This window comes from Xanthomonas sp. Leaf148 (assembly GCF_001423585.1).
Classification (GTDB): Bacteria; Pseudomonadota; Gammaproteobacteria; order Xanthomonadales; family Xanthomonadaceae; genus Xanthomonas.
Window position 1 is genome coordinate 124,490 of the sequence record NZ_LMOP01000001.1, and the last position, 16,672, is coordinate 141,161.

Genomic DNA, 16,672 nt, shown 5'->3' on the forward strand with positions numbered 1-16,672 from the left:
ATCCAGCCGTTGGTGCTGCCGCTGCGCCACGGTACTGCGCCGCGTGTGAGGACGTGTGCTCGCCAACAGCGATATGGCGCGTCACTGCCGGCTGGGCCGTGCGATGGGCGTGTTCGTGGTGTAGATCGCGTACATGGCGCTATCGCGTTCTCAGTTCATCTTTATCGGCCCATGGCTCGCGACTTTTTCGGCGTCTTCAAGAACAGAAGCTCACGGTTGCCTTGGGCGTGACTGGCTGCTCTGCATGCGTTAGTGGAGTGCCGCTGATCTGCGCGCCGGCTGCAAAGCCCTTGCCCGCCTGCCGCCGCGGTGCACGGCGTGAATCCTTCCACGCAGGCTCTAATTCGGTTGCTTTCGGTGTGCTTGGCTGCTTTGCATTTGCTAGTGGAGAGTCGCAGATCTGCGCGCCGGCTGCATGACCCTTACCCGCCTAACGCTGCGGGACACGCATTGAATCCTTCCATGGATGCTCTCATTCGGTTGCTTTCGGTGTGTTTGGCTGCTTTGCATTTGCTAGTGGAGAGCCGCAGATCTGCGCGCCGGCTGCCCGGCCCTTGCCCGCCTGCCGCCGCGGGACACGGCGTGAATCCGTCCATGGAGCAACTGTGTTGGTCAGGACCTCAATCCGCGACCGTTGATCGGTTTCCTTCGGGCGTGTTCATCGGTAGGTGCCGGCCGCTGGCTGGCACGCTTTTGCGGTTACTCACGGCTGCCGAGTGCGCTCAGGCGGGGTGCATGGCGGCTCTTTGATCGCGCACGCGCGCATTGAGGATGACCAGCATCTTGCGCATCACCGCCACGAGGGCCACCTTGCCTTCCTTGCCGCGTGTGCGCAGCGATCTGTAAAAATCGCGCAGACCTGGCTCGTGCCGAGCCGAAGACATCGCCGCCATGTACAGCGCCTGCCGGATATCGGCTCGGCCTCCGCCGATCCCCCGTTTACCACGCGTCGCGCCGCTGTCGCGCGAGAGCGGGGCAACGCCAACCAATCGGGAGATCTGCTTTCCGCTGAGCGTCCTAAGCTCCGGTAACCGGTACACCAGCACGGCCAGCAGCACCGGACCGACCCCTTTGAGCGTCTTCAACGCGGCCAGGTGCGGTTGCTCGATGAGCAGCGTCTTCAGCTGCCCGGCGATCAGTTTGTCTAGCCGCGCCACGCTGCGCACAAGCTGGTTCACGTTGCCCTGCAGGATCCTTCGTAGCGCTTTTTCCGCAACCTGCAGCAACTGCTGCCTTGCTGCTTTCAGCAGTTCGACCAGTTGCCGACGGGCACGTACATGCTCGCCCAGATCGCGCTGCCAGGGCTCCAGCGGAACATACCGATGGAGCTCCATCTTCTCGGCCATGCAGGCCAACATGGCCGCGTCCAGCCGGTCGGTCTTGGCCAGTCCCAAACCGTTGGCCAGGTTGCGTGCCCGTTGCGCATTGACGCGCGCCACCGGCAGTGCGGCGTGATGCAAGGCATCCAGCGCTGCCAACTCGTAGCCCCCGGTCGCCTCCAGCACCACCTGCCGCACCGACAGCGTCTTGAGCCAATCGACAAGCTTCCGATGACCGCCTGCGGTGTTGGTGAACTGACGGGTTTGGCCTCGAAAAACCGCAACGTCCAGAAAGTGTTTGCACACATCGATCCCGATTCCGCTCATGGGAAATCTCCGCTAGGCTAGAAATGTCGAGAGCTCCCTCGCCTGCCCAGTCTTATCGTTTCGAGTGTCATCTCGGGCAACTGTTCGGGCGAATCAAGGGAGAATCCGGCGTGGGTACCAAGCTACATGGCGATCGCTGAGATCCAGGCTCTGACGGCAGCCCACGCCGGCTCTCGACACCTAAACTGCCAGATTCCGAACAGATAAGGCTCTTATGCGGCATCCATGCCGCATGAGGTCCCGCGGCGGCAGGCGGGCAAGGATCGGTCGTGATGGTCGGTGGGCGCGGTTTTCAAGCAAGCCGCTTACAAACTCTGTGGGCGACCTCCGCTCACCGCGCGGCATACCGACGTCCCCAGCTCAGCGCACACACGGAACATCGCTCTCACGCGGTTGGCGCCATCGAGCAAGGCAGCCAATCCATGGCGCCAAGATTGGCAGACAGCTGACGCCACGCAAGGCCCCGATGCAGCAGCGTGCAGGCGACGCCGATGCAACGCGTTGTCGATGTCAGTTGCGGCCAGCCATCACACCGCCATCGACGTCCCACACTGCACCGGTGACCCAAGCGGCCTTGTCCGATAGCAGGAACGCGATCACCTCGGCCACGTCCTGCGCAGTGCCGACACGGCCAATGGGGTGGAACCCATTGAAGCCTTGCAGTGCTGCATGCACGTCCGCTTTCGGAATGAATCCCTCGTAGATCGGCGTGTCCACCACCGCCGGGGAGACGGCATTGACGCGGATGCCCTTCGGCGCCAGTTCCATCGCCAGATGCTGGGTCAACGCATGCAGACCGGCCTTAGCCATCGAATAGGCCGATGACGGCGTGGCCGCAATCGCCTGCTTGCCCCACATCGAACCGATATTGACGATCGCACCGCTGCGGCCGTGCGCGACCAGATTGGCGGCGACCTTCTGCGTGATGAAGAAAAACGCCTTGTTGAGCGCCATGTAGCGGTCGTAGTCATCCTGCTGGTGCTCCAGAAACGGCTTGGGGAAAAACACGCCCGCTGCATTGACCAACAGATCGATCTGCTGATGCGAGCGGTCGATCGATGCCAGCAACTCGGCAATGCCTTGCTGGCTAGTCAGATCGGCATTCAATGCCTCGACCGATCCGAGTGCGGCCAGCGCCTGGCGGGCTGCTTCGGTCTTCTCGGCGCGCTGGCCAACGATCACCGCATGCCCACCACCATGCAGGATGTGTCGGGCCACTGCATACCCCATGCCGCTGGTGCCACCGACGACCAATAGCTTCTTACCGTTGAATTGCGTGTCCATGATCAAACCTCGACGTGCCTGCCGTCAGGCAGGTCAGAAAGACAGCCGGCGAACTGGTCGCCGGGATGAGCCAACACCACTCACCTGCATCGCCAACGAAGGCGCGGCGGGCAGGCCGTGGGGTGGCGGCCATTGTTCGGCTGGGGCGGCATGACCACAAACCAGTTAATGTGTCCCGACCTGAAAGAAAATCTTTATCGTGAAAAAGTCGCCCGTCCATCTCAATGCACTGCGTGCCTTCGAAGCCAGCGCTCGCCATCAGAGTTTTTCGGCGGCTGCGGCCGAGCTGCATGTCACACCGGCGGCGGTCGGCCAGCTGGTACGAACACTGGAAGACTGGGTAGGCACCCCTTTGTTTCATCGCAGCCAGGCTGGCCGCGCCCGTTTACTGCCCACGCCCGCCGCCGAGCAGGCGCTGCCCGATGTGCGTGCTGGGCTGGATCGCCTGACCCTTGGGCTGGAACGGCTGAAGGAACAGTCCGGCGGCACCATGCTGACCATGACAGTCAGCCCGGCCTTTGCAGCCAAGTGGCTGCTCCCGCGCATCGATCGCTTCCAGACAGCACATCCCGATATCGACATCCGGCTTGAGACCAGCCTCAAACCTGTGGATTTCCTAACGCAACGGATCGACATCGGCGTGCGCTATGGCGCTGGCCAGTGGCCGGGCCTGGTGGCCCTCAAGCTGATGGACGAGGAGGTCTATCCGGTCTGCTCGCCAGCGTTGATCGGCCGGCTACGCGCACCGGCGCAGCTGACAGGCGAGACGCTGATCCACGACCTTTCGATGGAGACGCATCCCAACTTTCCGTCCTGGACCGCGTGGCTCGATAAGGCAGGCGTCGTCGGCGTGGATGCGATCCGGGGCTTGAAGATCAACAATGCAGCCGCCGTGCTGCAGGCCGCCATCGAGGGACACGGCATCGCGCTGGCGCGCAGCGTGATGGCGCATGACGACATCGCTACCGGCCGGCTGATCCGTTTGTTTCCGGAGATGCAGTTCCCCTCGCCCCTGGCCTATTACCTCGTCAACCGCCAAGAGAGCTCCCACCTGCCGCGGATTGCCGCTTTCCGGCAGTGGATCTGCGAAGAAGCCAGCGCAAACAGCGCACTCGCGGCTACGCGCTAGACCCGCGACGACCGCGCGGCCGTATCGGTGCGTGCCGACCGACGCACACCACGTCGCTGCATCGGGAAATCAAAGCACGCATATCAAATATGCGCGCACTGCACGCAGCAGCCACTCACGCAAGCAATGCCTGCGTCGCTGACCACACCGCATCGGCACTCTGCAGCAAGCCCATCGCCATCTCGCGGCTGCGCAGAATCCAACATCGCCGGTTCGATCGTCCGCCATCGCCGATGCAGCGCGATCCAACTGCGCCTGAATATCGGATGCGCGATGCGTACAGTTCCAATAGTTGAGGTCGCTAACGAACAAGGCGAGACACGATCGGGGTAGCAACGCCGCCCTCTCGACGATCTGCTCCTGCCCCCGCATCCCTGCCCATGCCGGGATTCCCCAGCGCTCCGTTTCTCCGGATCACCGATCTCCCCCTATGCACACCCTCTCCGATCTCCGCATTGGTCAACGCCTGTCCCTCGGCTTTCTCGCGATCATCGTCCTGATGGTGATCCTCACCGTGGTGGGCATCCAGCGCGTACGCAGCATCGATCGGCAATTGACCGCGATCAATGAAGTCAACAGCGTCAAACAACGGTATGCGATCAACTTCCGCGGCAGTGTGCATGACCGCGCAATCGCCTTGCGCGATGTCGTGCTGATGGACGCGCCGGCCGACCGCCACGCTGCGGAGCAATTGATCGACAAACTCACCGCCGACTATGCTCGCTCCGCGCAGCCGCTCGACACCATGATCGCCGCCTCGACCGACGCGCGGGAAAAAACGATTCTGCAGCAGATCAAATCCATTGAGCAGCGCACCCTGCCATTGATCGCACAGGTGCGCGCGTTCCGCGACGCATCGGACCGGTCCCATGCCGAGCAACGCCTGCTGCAGGAAGCACGCCCGGCCTTCATCGATTGGCTAGCCAGCATCAATGCCTTCATCGATCTGCAAGAGCAGAAGAACCGCCAAGCCGCCAAGCAGGCCGTCGCCACCGCACGTGGCTTTGCCATGCTGATGGTGATCTCCACCGTGATCGCGCTACTGCTGGGCGCAACGATTGCTTTACTGCTCACTCGCAGCGTGGTGCTGCCCCTGCGTCTGTCGCTGCAACTGGCCGAGCGCATCAGCGCAGGCGACCTCGGGACACCCGATACCGCGGCAAGCAAGGACGAATCCGGCCAGCTCCTGCGAGCCATGCAGCAGATGCAACGCCGCCTGCGCGATGTCATCTCGGCGCAGCGCACCATGGCAGCGCGTCACGACGCCGGCCAGATCAGCTATCGCACCGACGCGCAGCAGTTTCCTGGCGAATACGCGCACATGGTGCAGGACACCAACGCGCTGGTGCACGCACACGTACAGACCCAGCTGCGCATGACCGAGGTCATGGGCCGCTACGCAATCGGCGACCTCGCCCCGGAAATCGAGCACTACCCCTGCGAAAAAGCCGCCATCACCACCACCATGCAGCAGGTCAAGCAAAACCTGCGCGCCATCAACGCACAGATCCACGCACTGACCCAGGCCGCCTGCGCGGGCGACTTCGCGCTGCGCGGCCAACCGGAAAAGTTCGAGCACGACTTCCGCCTGATGGTGGAAAACCTCAACACCATGATGGCCACGGCAGACAGCAACCTGGCCAAGTTCTCGCAGCTGCTACGCGCCATCGCCGACGGCGACCTGACCGTGCGCATGTCGGGTAACTTCCACGGCGTATTCGCTGCCATGCGCGACGATGCCAACAGTACCGTGCATCGCCTCACCGACATCGTCAGCCAGATACAGACAACCTCCAACAGTATTGGTTTTGCCGCCGAAGACATCGCCAGCGGCAATCAGGAACTGGCACGCCGCAGCGAACAACAGGCTGCCAATCTCGAAGAAACCGCAGCCTCGATGGAAGAACTGACCTCCACCGTCAAGCAGAACGCCGAGCACGCCGGCCGCGCCAACCAGCTCGCACGCGGTGCCGCCACTATCGCCTCGCAAGGACGCGATGTGGTCGGCCAGGTGATCGACACCATGTCCGGCATCGAAGCGTCATCAAGGCGCATCGCCGACATCATCTCGGTCATCGACGGCATCGCCTTCCAGACCAATATTCTTGCGCTCAATGCTGCCGTCGAAGCCGCACGCGCAGGCGAGCAAGGCCGCGGCTTCGCCGTCGTCGCCTCGGAGGTACGTACGCTCTCGCACCGCTCGTCCGATGCCGCAAAGGAAATCAAACGCCTGATCGACGACTCGGTACAGCGCGTAGCCGATGGCTCGGCCTTGGTGCACAAGGCCGGCACCACCATGGGCGAAGTCGTTACCAGCGTGCAGCACGTCACCGACATCATGGGCCACATCTCCGCCGCCTCGCAGGAACAGGCCGGCGGCATCGAACAGGTCAATCACACCATCGCCCAGATGGACGAAACCACCCAGCAAAACGTCCGCCTGGTCGAAGCCGCCAGCACCGCCGCGCGTGCGCTGGAGGACCATTCCGTGCAGCTGACCCGTGCTGTGGAAGTGTTTAAGGTCAAAGAGCGCAACACGCCGGCGCTGTTCAATCCTGACCGCACCTAGAAGTTGAGCCAGGATGTTTAAAAGGAATGTGGAGCTGAGATTGGACTGATTGCTACGAACGGAAATAGGCAGATCAATCCTTGTCACTACACTCGCCAGCGACGGGATCTCTGTCTCGAGATCAAACCACCTCAGACAACCGTATTCCGTTTCCGTCGCGGTCGTAAAACCGCGCTCGATTAGGCACATTCTTCTCATTCAATTGGCCGCACAGGCAACGTCTCACTGCTTCCGACAGTCGCCCGCCACGCCCTCCCCTCGCTTTCAAGAACATCATGGATCTATAACGCATCAATGCGTCCCAGTTGCGGCTTAATCACGCCCCGCAGACCTTGCGGAAGGTTCCCCTCGCTTGGGTGGCCCATGCTAACGCGCTAGACTTGGACGCTTTCATTCGCAATATGGAGGCCACGAGACACTATCGTGAAGGTATTCCCCCTGATTCTCTTCTGTGGTGCCGCAACGGCCACAGACACAATCCATGCTCAAGAAGCACCCAACACTCAGGTTGAACCGTTTGTCGATGTGGGTGGCGCCGTCCGGTTCAACTATGGCTGGCTGGACTACGGCCCCACAAGCCGCTTGCAACTTGAACTGCTTCGCGCAGACGTCAAAGCCGGAGCTGGACCCCTCTTTTTCTCGGCCCAGTATCGTTGGTATGACGGTTTCGATGCCGTCCACCATGCCTACGCCGGATGGAATTTCAACGACGCAACGCAGCTCAAAGCGGGCATCCAGCAGGTCCCTTTCGGACTCTTTCCTACCGTCTCTCAGAGCTTTTGGTTTGGCTCAGGCTACTACCTTGGCATTGAAGACGATTACGATCCGGGTGTGACGTTTAGCCATAAAAGTGGCAACCATCACTGGATAGCCGGCTGGTTCTCAGGGGATGAATACGGAAGCGGATCTCGCTACGACCGCTACTCCTTTGATGTGGCACAGACCGCTGATTTGCCATACAAGGAACGGGAGCGTGTTCATTTCCGATACGAACATACGAGCTTCTTGAATGCCGGTGAGCTGCTGCTCGGGGCCTCTGCATTCAGCGGTCAGGTTCAGAACACCACTACCCGCCGTCACTATGGTCACCAGGGTGCGGCGCTGCATGCCCAGTTGAAACGGGATGGCTGGACGACTCAGCTGCAATGGGCTCGCTACCGTTACAGCGTGCCGGGCGAACGAATTGCGATGTCAGCGTTCCTTGCCCCGTTCGAGATTGCGTCAGAAGCCGATGTGCCCAGTGTCAACGTGGCTTACTCCTTCGGCGAAAAGCATTGGCTCGATGACATCACCTGCTACAACAACCTCAGCATGACCCTCCCGGCCGGGCGCAGTCAGGGCGTGAGGGAGTCATGGCAAAACGTCACCGGATGCAGCCTACAAAAGGGGATCATGTTGACCTACGTGGACTGGATTGCCGGCAAGAACATGTGGTTTGCAGGCGGCGACGGCATCGGAATCAACGACGGTGGTCCATCCCGTTGGCATAGCCGGCTGAATCTCAACATCGGGTTCTATTTCTAAGCGCAAGCCACATTTCCGCTTCAACGATCATCAACCGGAGGAACTTATGCAGAGCTCAGCTCCGCCATCCACTCCTGTTCGCCAGCGCATCCTGCCGCAGGTGTTCATTCCTACTGCGGCCATCGTGCTTTTACTGTTGGCGCTATCCATCTTCGTTCCAGAAAAAGCAACGACTTGGTTCACAGCAGCCAAAAACTGGACCGCCAATGACGCAGGCTGGTTCACCATTCTATCGGTCGCGGGCTTCCTGGTCTTTGTAGTCGGTGTCGCAATCAGTGGTTACGGGCGGATCAAGCTCGGCCCAGACCACAGCCGCCCGGATTACAGCTATGCCTCGTGGTTTGCCATGCTCTTTGCCGCAGGCATGGGCATTGGCCTGATGTTCTTTGGCGTGGCTGAGCCGATCATGCACTACGCCACTCCGCCGACAGGCACGCCCGAGTCTGCGGAGGCGGCTCGTCAGGCGATGCGTATCACCTTCTTCCATTGGGGCGTGCACGCCTGGGCCATCTACGCGGTTGTTGCATTGGCGCTGGCCTACTTTGCCTATCGCCACAACCTGCCCCTGCGGGTGCGATCGGCTCTCTATCCGCTCATTGGAGAACGCATCCACGGACCTATCGGTCACGCGGTCGATACGTTTGCTGCCCTTGGCACCATCTTTGGCCTAGCCACCTCGCTTGGCCTCGGGGTCATGCAGATCAACTCCGGACTGAATTACCTGTTCGGCCTGGAAGTGAGCACCCTCGTGCAGGTGTCGTTGATCGGCATCATCATCCTGGTGGCGACAGGGTCTGTGGTCGCGGGTCTCGACAGCGGTGTCCGTCGCCTGTCTGAGATCAACATGATCATGGCCGTCGCACTGCTTGCATTCGTACTTGTCTGCGGCCCTACCGTCCACTTGATGCAGGCATTTGTACAGAACACCGGCATGTATGCCTCTCAGCTTTTCTCAATGACATTCAATCTGTATGCCTATGAGCCAAGCGGCTGGCTTGGCGGCTGGACCTTGTTCTATTGGGGCTGGTGGATTGCGTGGTCGCCCTTCGTTGGCATGTTCATCGCCCGTATTTCGCGAGGCCGCACGGTGCGTGAATTTGTGGTTGGCGTCTTGCTCGTGCCGATCGGGTTTACGTTTCTTTGGATGACGATCTATGGCAACTCCGCCTTGTTCATGGTGCGCTCCGAAGGTGTTCAAGAGCTCGTGAAGGCGGTTTCGGATGACAGCTCGATGGCGTTGTTTGAGTTCCTGCGCCACCTCCCGCTGACGATGTTCACCTCCTCGCTTGCGGTTGTGCTCGTCGCGCTGTTCTTTGTCACATCCGCTGACTCCGGCGCGTTGGTGATCGACATGCTGACTTCCAAGGGTGAGGAGGAATCGCCGGTCTGGCAACGCATCTTCTGGGCGCTTCTGGTCGGCGGCATTGCCGTTGCCCTGCTCATTGCAGGCGGCCTTGAATCACTCCAAGCTGCGACCATCGCTAGCGCCCTTCCCTTCACGATCGTCATGATCTTGATGTGTTGGGGGCTACTCAAAGCCATGCATCTGGACGCAACGAAGCGCTCAATCTCTCGTGATGCACGATTGCTTCCAGGCACCAGCGAAGACTGGCGCGCCAGGCTCAAGCTGCTCGCGCACAACCCCGTCAAGACAGAGGTGGTTGCCTTTATCAAAGATCAGGTGCTGTCCGCACTCCAAGAGGTTGCGGTGGAGCTGCGCAAGCAGGATCTTCCGGTTGAAGTCACCGAAGGAGAAGATGGCCGCGCTTGGCTTCGCGTAGGCCATGGCGAAGAAATGGACTTCTTCTACTCCGTGCGTCCTCAGCCTTACGAACCACCCACCTTCGCGTTGCAAGATCCACGCCGCCCAGTGAGCGAGGGCACCCGTCATTATCGGGCTGAGGTCTACCTGCGCGAGGGCGGACAGGACTACGACGTCATGGGTTGGCCCAAAGTGCAAGTGATCCATGATGTGCTCGACCAATACGAGCGCCACCGCCAGTTCCTGGATCACGTTCGCTGATCAATGTCCCGGCCAACCGAAACCGGTTGGCCGGGACTTCGGCCAAGATGCCTTGCACCCAGCCAAGCAGCCTGCTCTAGGTTCTGGACGCAAACCTCAATACGACCGCTCCCAGCAACGCAGGAAGTAGCGATCCCGGCAAGATGCCGACCTTGGCATTCTCAACGAACACAGGATCCGAAGGGAACGCGAGCGAGCTGATGAAAAGGTGCATCGTGAAGTCAATGCCGCAAAGCAAACTCACCTCGTAGATTTGCAGCCACGATGCACTGGACGTCGGCTCCACGGTCGATCTGCCAGCGCTCCGTGAGCGTGCCACATGCCGCCTGCGCCCGAGGAAGACGTGAGATGGCGCCGACCTGCACGCTGCTTAGGCGATCAACGAGCGCCTCCAGATCCTTCTTGCTAAACCGATCTACCCGTCGATCCCTCAACCCGTCATGCCAAGACAACCGCTCGCAACCTGGCTGAGGCGGCGTTCGCAGTCCGACGTGTTTGTTTGATGACCTTGCAGCCGATGATGACCTGCAAATCGCTGGGCACACGCTGACGAAAAGCGTAGTTGCCGGCGGGGGTGCGAAAAAAATGATGTGGGGATGCGCACTCGGCAGATGTTTCCGATCTGCGTTTCGCTGACAAACTCAGCAATCCACAATAATTTCAACTAAATAAATGACTTAGATGGACATTGGCGAAGAGAGTGGGATTCGAAGTAACGCACTCTAACCCACTGATCTGCAGGCAAAACACCAACCGGAATGTGTCCTGGTGAGTGTGCTACCAGTTTAGATTCGCCCGAGAGGAGCGGCAAGCACCAAAGCTTTGCGACAGATCAGGCCATCACCAAAAGATCTCCCCGTGAAGTCAATCGCCCCGCCACCACTAGGGCCTCGCAACGATCAAGAATGACCCGGCGAAGTTGTGGGCTCGTGCTCTTGTAGCCGAGCTGCCGCGCAACCATCGTCACCAACTCCTCAGCCTTCGCGCCGAGATTGTCCTTCACTATTTTGAGCAGAGCCCAATCGATTTCGGAAGGAGGCAAGAATTCTGGGCGGCGCAGTGTCAACGACTCGACCATCGAGCGGTCCCGCACACGGACTTCTTTCCCTGCAATGGCCAAGAAGTCCTGGTCAACGATCTGGACCCCACCCATCGACACCACCGACCTAATCGCATCTTCCACAGCTTGCTGGATGCGCGAGCCAGCACGCTGCAAGCCCCAAAGCGTGCGAGCGCGCGTGACAACCTCACTGCGGTGAATGGGGCTTTCTACCTCAACGATCTGACGCACGATGGTCGCGAGTTGCCCTGTTGGAACCAGATGCAATTCGAACTGACTGCTTGGCACGGCAAAGGACGCCTCAATGTAAGGCTCAGTATCGGGCGGACTTTGCGCCTCGATGAGCCCCATTTCAGCCACTTCACCGCGATCAACAGTCAGAATCTCAACGGGCACCGCGCGATGCGAAGACTTGGGACTGGGCTCTAAGGGGCCTGGCTCTGACTTCGCGCGTTCAATGGCCGCAACAAGCTTTTCAAGCTCCGCCTCAGGACGGTGGAACCAGTCCGAACTCCAAATTCGGTAGACCTGCCAACCTTTGTCACGCAGCACGCTTTCGCGCAAACGATCTCGGTCACGCGCGCTTCGGGCGTCTCGATACGATTGCCCGTCGCACTCGATCCCCAAAATGTAGCGCCCGGGCTGATCAGGGTTGGAAATGGCAATGTCTACAAAGAAGCCTGCCAAACCGACATCCGTATGAAGGTCGTAGCCCCGCGCGCGGAGCGCTTGGGCAACCTCTTGCTCAAACACGCTTTGCTTGGAGTCGCGCTCCTCCGTGGTGAGCGTCAGGCGACCGGTCCTGGCGTAGTTCAAGAAAAGCTTCAAAGCGAAAGTGCCCTTGCCCTTCGCTCGATCGGTGTCGATGTCCTCATCGGTGATCGAGGTAAAGACCTCGCAACGCGACTTGGCGCGACTGATGAGCACATTCAAGCGTCGTTCGCCACCGTCGCTACTCACAGGACCAAAGTTCATAGTCATGTGCCGCTGGGCATCGCGGCCATAGCCTATAGAAATGTAAATAACATCCCGCTCATCACCCTGGATGTTTTCCAGACTTTTGACAAAGAACGGCTCAGCCGGATGATCGGCAAAGAACCCTTCCGTCTCCGGATGCTGTCGACGCAAAAGCTCCAACTCGTCCAAGATGGCCCGGCGTTGCGCGGTGGAAAAAGTCGCGACGCCGAGCGTGAGCTTTGGCGTGTTTTGAGCGTGTGCCAACACAGCCAACGCCACGGCCTTGGCCTCTTTGGGATTGGTGCGTGTGTTGCCTCGGTCATAGATCGCCTCAGGCAAATGATGCAATCGCAAACCAACTCCCGCCTCACTCGTGTAGGGGCTTGGGACAATGAAGAGCTTGCCTTCGTAAAACTGTTGATTGGAAACGGCAATGAGTGACTGATGGCGGCTCCGGTAGTGCCAACGAAGCATCCGCTCAGGCAAACCTCGCGCGCGGCAAAGCCCCAAGATGCTCTCGACGTCTGACGCCTGTGCCCCACCCTCGTCATCATCTCGATCGCCACCATCGCCAAGCGCCTTGGAGAAAAAGCGGGTGGGTGGCAACTGGCGCTCGTCCCCTACGATCACCAGCTGCTTAACGCGCGCAATCGCGCCCAATGCATCGATAGGCTGCACCTGGCTCGCTTCGTCAATGACCAACATGTCAAAGTCCAAAGCGCCTGCCGGCAAGAACTGCGCGACCGACAGCGGACTCATCATGAAAACGGGTTTGAGTGCCTGGATGGCCGGCGCACACTTCTGCATAAGCTGCCGGATGGGGAGATGGCCCTTCTTCCTCGCCATTTCGCCAATGAGCACGGCGGTTGGACCAGTCGCCCCGCCTTGGCGGGGGATCCTGCTGTGATGCGCTTTGATGACTTCATAGCGCGCCAGCTGCATACGCTCTTGATCGAGACTTGCGAAGCTTGCAACGACTTGCGACTGCCGCTGTCCGTCAAAATTCGCCAGCGCACGGTCTCGCTGCACCAAGGCTTGCAGCACTGCCTCGAAATACGACAGGTCAAACACGCCGAGCGCATCGGCTGGGGCGAGTTCGCCGCTGGCCAAGCTTTCGACCAGTGTGCCCAGGCCCTTGCGCTTGGCTTCCTTAGCGATGGCCAGATATGCCACCCAAGCCCGGAGCCCCTCCGGATCTGCTTGCCAGTTTGCCAGTTGCGTTTTGAGGACTTCCAAAGGCGCGTGACTCGGATTGCGGGTGATCTCGGCGTTGCCTTCAAACTGCAAGCCGACGAGAAGATCCATGACTTGACCAGCCAACACACCGCCTGCAAAAGATGCTCGCTCCGCTTGATCGAGCAAGGGTTGTGGGTCTTCCAAACGGGCTGCCAACGAGCGAAGCTCCGGGTTCTTCTCCACCCAAGCACTCACCTGGCGAAGCTCAGGTGCTTTGCTTTCGAGACGGTTCCAGAAAGCCCCGAAGGACAACGCACCGTCATCCGCCAGCGCTTGATACGCCGCATTGGCCAATTGAGCCTGCTCGATTTCTTCGATCACAGAAAGCGATTGAGCAACGGTGAGTTCGTCGGCATTGGTCAGAAACACGCCTTGCTCGGAGGCGGCCAGCCAATGAGCGGACTTCTCAGACAACTCTGACAACGCCACGCGCTTCAAAACCGTCTCTTCGCCCCATGGATTTCGCTCAGCCGCAACCAATGCTTCATGGACAGGCCCAAGGCTTCGCCCAAGCTCTTCCAATACTGGCTTGACGCGCTTGGCGATGTCAGTCGCTAGAACCCGATCACCAATATCGGCCAAACGCTCGCGAACACCGCTTCCTAACGGGCGCAGCGTGCGCATCCACGCAACGACTCCTCGAAGGAAAGAAGGGTTCGAGCGCTCACGCTGCCAATTGGAGCCAAAGGCTTCCTCGCCTTGCGCGTCGTGATCGGCAATTTTGCGCTGGGCGCTCTTGGCATCGAGCAGCACATCCAGCGAGCCCAGCATGTCGAGCGCTGGCAACTTGGGATTTGACAGCAAAGCGCGAATACTTTGGTTGGCACGGCGCCAATCGCCACTTAAAAAGCGGAACAAGCTTGTGCCGCGCATGGCCAACTGCCCTCGTGCCGCTTCCAGCTCAGCGCTGTCTTTGCTCCATGCTGAGTCGCGGAACACCGTGGACAGGTTTGATTTGGCCTGTTGGACGATCTCGACCGCCACCACGATCTCTTCAACCGCGTCGACACCGCGTTCCCAAATGTGAGCGACCAAGGCATCTCGGTCTAGCTCCGGAATGCTCGTCGCGCGTTCAGCAATGGCCACCAACCGAAGCGCCAAATCGAGCGTCAGCGGCGCCTTCTCGGCCAGAAGCTGCGTCAGGCGTGTCAGATCCGGCAGCAGACGCACCAAGGTTGTGTGTGCCGCACCAAGCGTAGACAGCTCTTTGCCTAGCACGAAGGGGCTGGGTAGCTGGGCTAGGGTGGACTTTGAAGCCGCCCAGCTTGCCTGCAATGCCGCCGGTTCGATCTTAGATAAGACCGCAGCGTTGGCTTTTTGAGCAGCTTCAAGCGCCACAATGATCGTTAAAGCGGTCCCTTCTGTGTCCCAAACCGTGCTTTGAAGCGCAGCCGCACCAAGCTTGGGCGCATCGAGTAAGGCTTTGATGCGCTGGACCGCAAGCCCGACGTCGTCAATGCGCGCGGGTGCTTCGAGATCCAAGGTCTGATGAAGCGCTGAGGCTTCCAGTTTCCAGTCCTCAAGACGACCCGACAAGGCTCCGACCAGCGTCAGGAGGCGATCGCGCTCATTGGGTAGCAACCCATCATTTTGGACGCCGCTCCAAGCGTGCTCGCTTGGCACACCGATCTCTTCGATGCGCTCAATGAGTTCTCGAAGCAAGGCATCGCGGGCTTCTTTCTCATGGGGTGCCCAACTGGTTGGGACTCCCAAGGGCAAGCTCTGAGTCGTATAGCCCTGGCGTCTCAGGCGAACTAGCCGTCCAAAGACTTGGTATGCAGTGAGTTCCGAGGGAACATGCGGCTCATGAAGACGCTCCACATGGGCATTGAGAGTGTCACGTCGTTCGGTGAGCTGCTCGATGATCGGTGCAGTGCTGGTTCGCTTGGGATCACCAAGGCTCAGCGTTTGCCTGAGTTCTTCCAGTAACGAGCGCTTGTTCGCTTTGTTGCTATGGAGTTCCAGGCACGCCACGCCCACACCGACTTGATCCAAGCGCCGCTTGACGACTTCAAGCGCGGCCATCTTTTCAGCCACAAACAGCACACGCTTACCCTCAGCCACAGCGGACGAGATGATATTCGCGATGGTTTGGGACTTGCCTGTGCCAGGCGGGCCTTGCACCAAAATGTTGTTGCCTTGAAGCACATCATGAACCACCAAGGCCTGCGACGAATCGCAATCGACCACATGGCGCATTTTTTCGGGTGAGATGATGCTGTCGAGGTCGCTGGCTTCGTCGGTCAAGCTGGCGCCCGGGAAGCCGTCTTGGATGACGCCACGAAGCATCGGGATGGCGTCCATCCCGCCAAGCACTTCCCAGCTTTGAGGATCCAAGTCTCGATACATCATGAACTTGGCAAATGAAAACAGACCAAGGATGGCGTCATCGCGAAGCACGCCCCAGGTTTCCTTCCCTTCCAACATCACTTCAACCGACGCCAAATAGGCCTCGATATCCAACATTTCGAACTCGTCGATGTTGGGCAAACGAAGTCCAAACTCGCGCTGCAAGAACAACTGCAACGACAAATTGGCTTGGATGTCGTCGCCAGTCCATTTGAGGTGAAATTTCTCTCCCGCCGTGCTTCGCTCCAACCGGACAGGGATCAGCACCAAGGGCGCAAAGCGATCAGTTTGCGGCGTAGAAGTAGCACGCCAGCGTAAATAGCCAACCGCCAGATAAAGAACATTGACGCCCTGCTCTTCTTGAAGAGTGCGAGCATCGGTGTAGAGATCCAATAGGCGCTTTTGCAGCCCTGTTGGCGTCAAGCGTGTGGTCAGGTGCGCATCCCAATGCGCTTTGACGCGTCCGTTCTCGTCCAGTTCGAAGTCAGGCTGTGCGATCAGCTCCGGGTCTTCCGGAACCTCATCCAGCAGAGACACCTCGTCATCGTCGTCAAGCTCAGGCACCGTGCTGCCTTGCTTCGGATCTTCTTTGCCCGCCACAAAGGTGAAGCGCTTACCGTCAATCACCAAGGTCTGATACATCGCCTTGGCAAGCTCGTGGACAACCTCGACGGTCTTGGCTCGACCGCCTCGTGGGGTGTGGAGCAGTCGATTGCGGGTGGACAGATCCAAAAGCTCCAAGCGAGCCTTCTCGACCTTATCCTTTAAGCCACCCGTCCCCCTAAGCAAAGAAGACTCTTCACCTGCCTGTGCCACTGTCGTCTGATCCATCGACTGTCCCCTAAGAAGGGTCTGCGTAGGCGAACAACATAACCCAGCATCCCCCTGAATGCGT

The 16,672-nt window shown here is 59.6% G+C and carries 8 protein-coding genes; 4 read left to right on the forward strand and 4 right to left on the reverse strand.

Annotated features, from left to right (window positions below; genetic code table 11):
- Window positions 1-722: 722 nt before the first annotated feature.
- On the reverse strand, window positions 723-1,646 hold the full coding sequence (locus ASF90_RS00545) for an IS110 family transposase (RefSeq protein ID WP_055844458.1): 924 nt from the start codon (window positions 1,644-1,646) through the stop codon (window positions 723-725).
- Between the two features lie 510 nt (window positions 1,647-2,156).
- A complete protein-coding gene (locus ASF90_RS00550; RefSeq protein ID WP_055844460.1) occupies window positions 2,157-2,930 on the reverse strand; it encodes an SDR family oxidoreductase in 774 nt (257 codons plus the stop codon).
- Between the two features lie 199 nt (window positions 2,931-3,129).
- On the opposite strand from ASF90_RS00550, the gene gcvA reads away from it, so the two are divergent.
- From gcvA to betT, 4 genes are all read left to right on the forward strand, one after another.
- Window positions 3,130-4,059 (forward strand): transcriptional regulator GcvA, encoded by a 930-nt coding sequence (gene gcvA, locus ASF90_RS00555; protein ID WP_055844463.1) that lies wholly within the window; start codon window positions 3,130-3,132, stop codon window positions 4,057-4,059.
- A gap of 430 nt (window positions 4,060-4,489) precedes the next feature.
- Window positions 4,490-6,628, forward strand: coding sequence for a methyl-accepting chemotaxis protein (locus tag ASF90_RS00560; protein ID WP_055844466.1), 2,139 nt, complete (start codon window positions 4,490-4,492; stop codon window positions 6,626-6,628).
- Between the two features lie 423 nt (window positions 6,629-7,051).
- Window positions 7,052-8,152, forward strand: a complete 1,101-nt coding sequence (locus ASF90_RS00565) for a hypothetical protein (protein WP_055844469.1) — start codon at window positions 7,052-7,054, stop codon at window positions 8,150-8,152.
- Window positions 8,153-8,198: 46 nt separating this feature from the next.
- Window positions 8,199-10,175, forward strand: a complete 1,977-nt coding sequence (gene betT / locus ASF90_RS00570) for a choline BCCT transporter BetT (RefSeq protein ID WP_055844474.1) — start codon at window positions 8,199-8,201, stop codon at window positions 10,173-10,175.
- 438 nt (window positions 10,176-10,613) lie between these two features.
- Here betT and ASF90_RS24460 read toward each other — a convergent pair whose 3' ends face one another.
- Together ASF90_RS24460 and ASF90_RS00575 are read right to left on the reverse strand one after the other, a co-directional pair.
- Window positions 10,614-10,718, reverse strand: a complete 105-nt coding sequence (locus ASF90_RS24460) for a hypothetical protein (protein ID WP_330218866.1) — start codon at window positions 10,716-10,718, stop codon at window positions 10,614-10,616.
- Between the two features lie 289 nt (window positions 10,719-11,007).
- Complete coding sequence (locus tag ASF90_RS00575) at window positions 11,008-16,608, reverse strand: DUF3320 domain-containing protein (protein ID WP_055844477.1); 5,601 nt, start codon at window positions 16,606-16,608, stop codon at window positions 11,008-11,010.
- Between the last annotated feature and the right edge of the window lie 64 nt (window positions 16,609-16,672).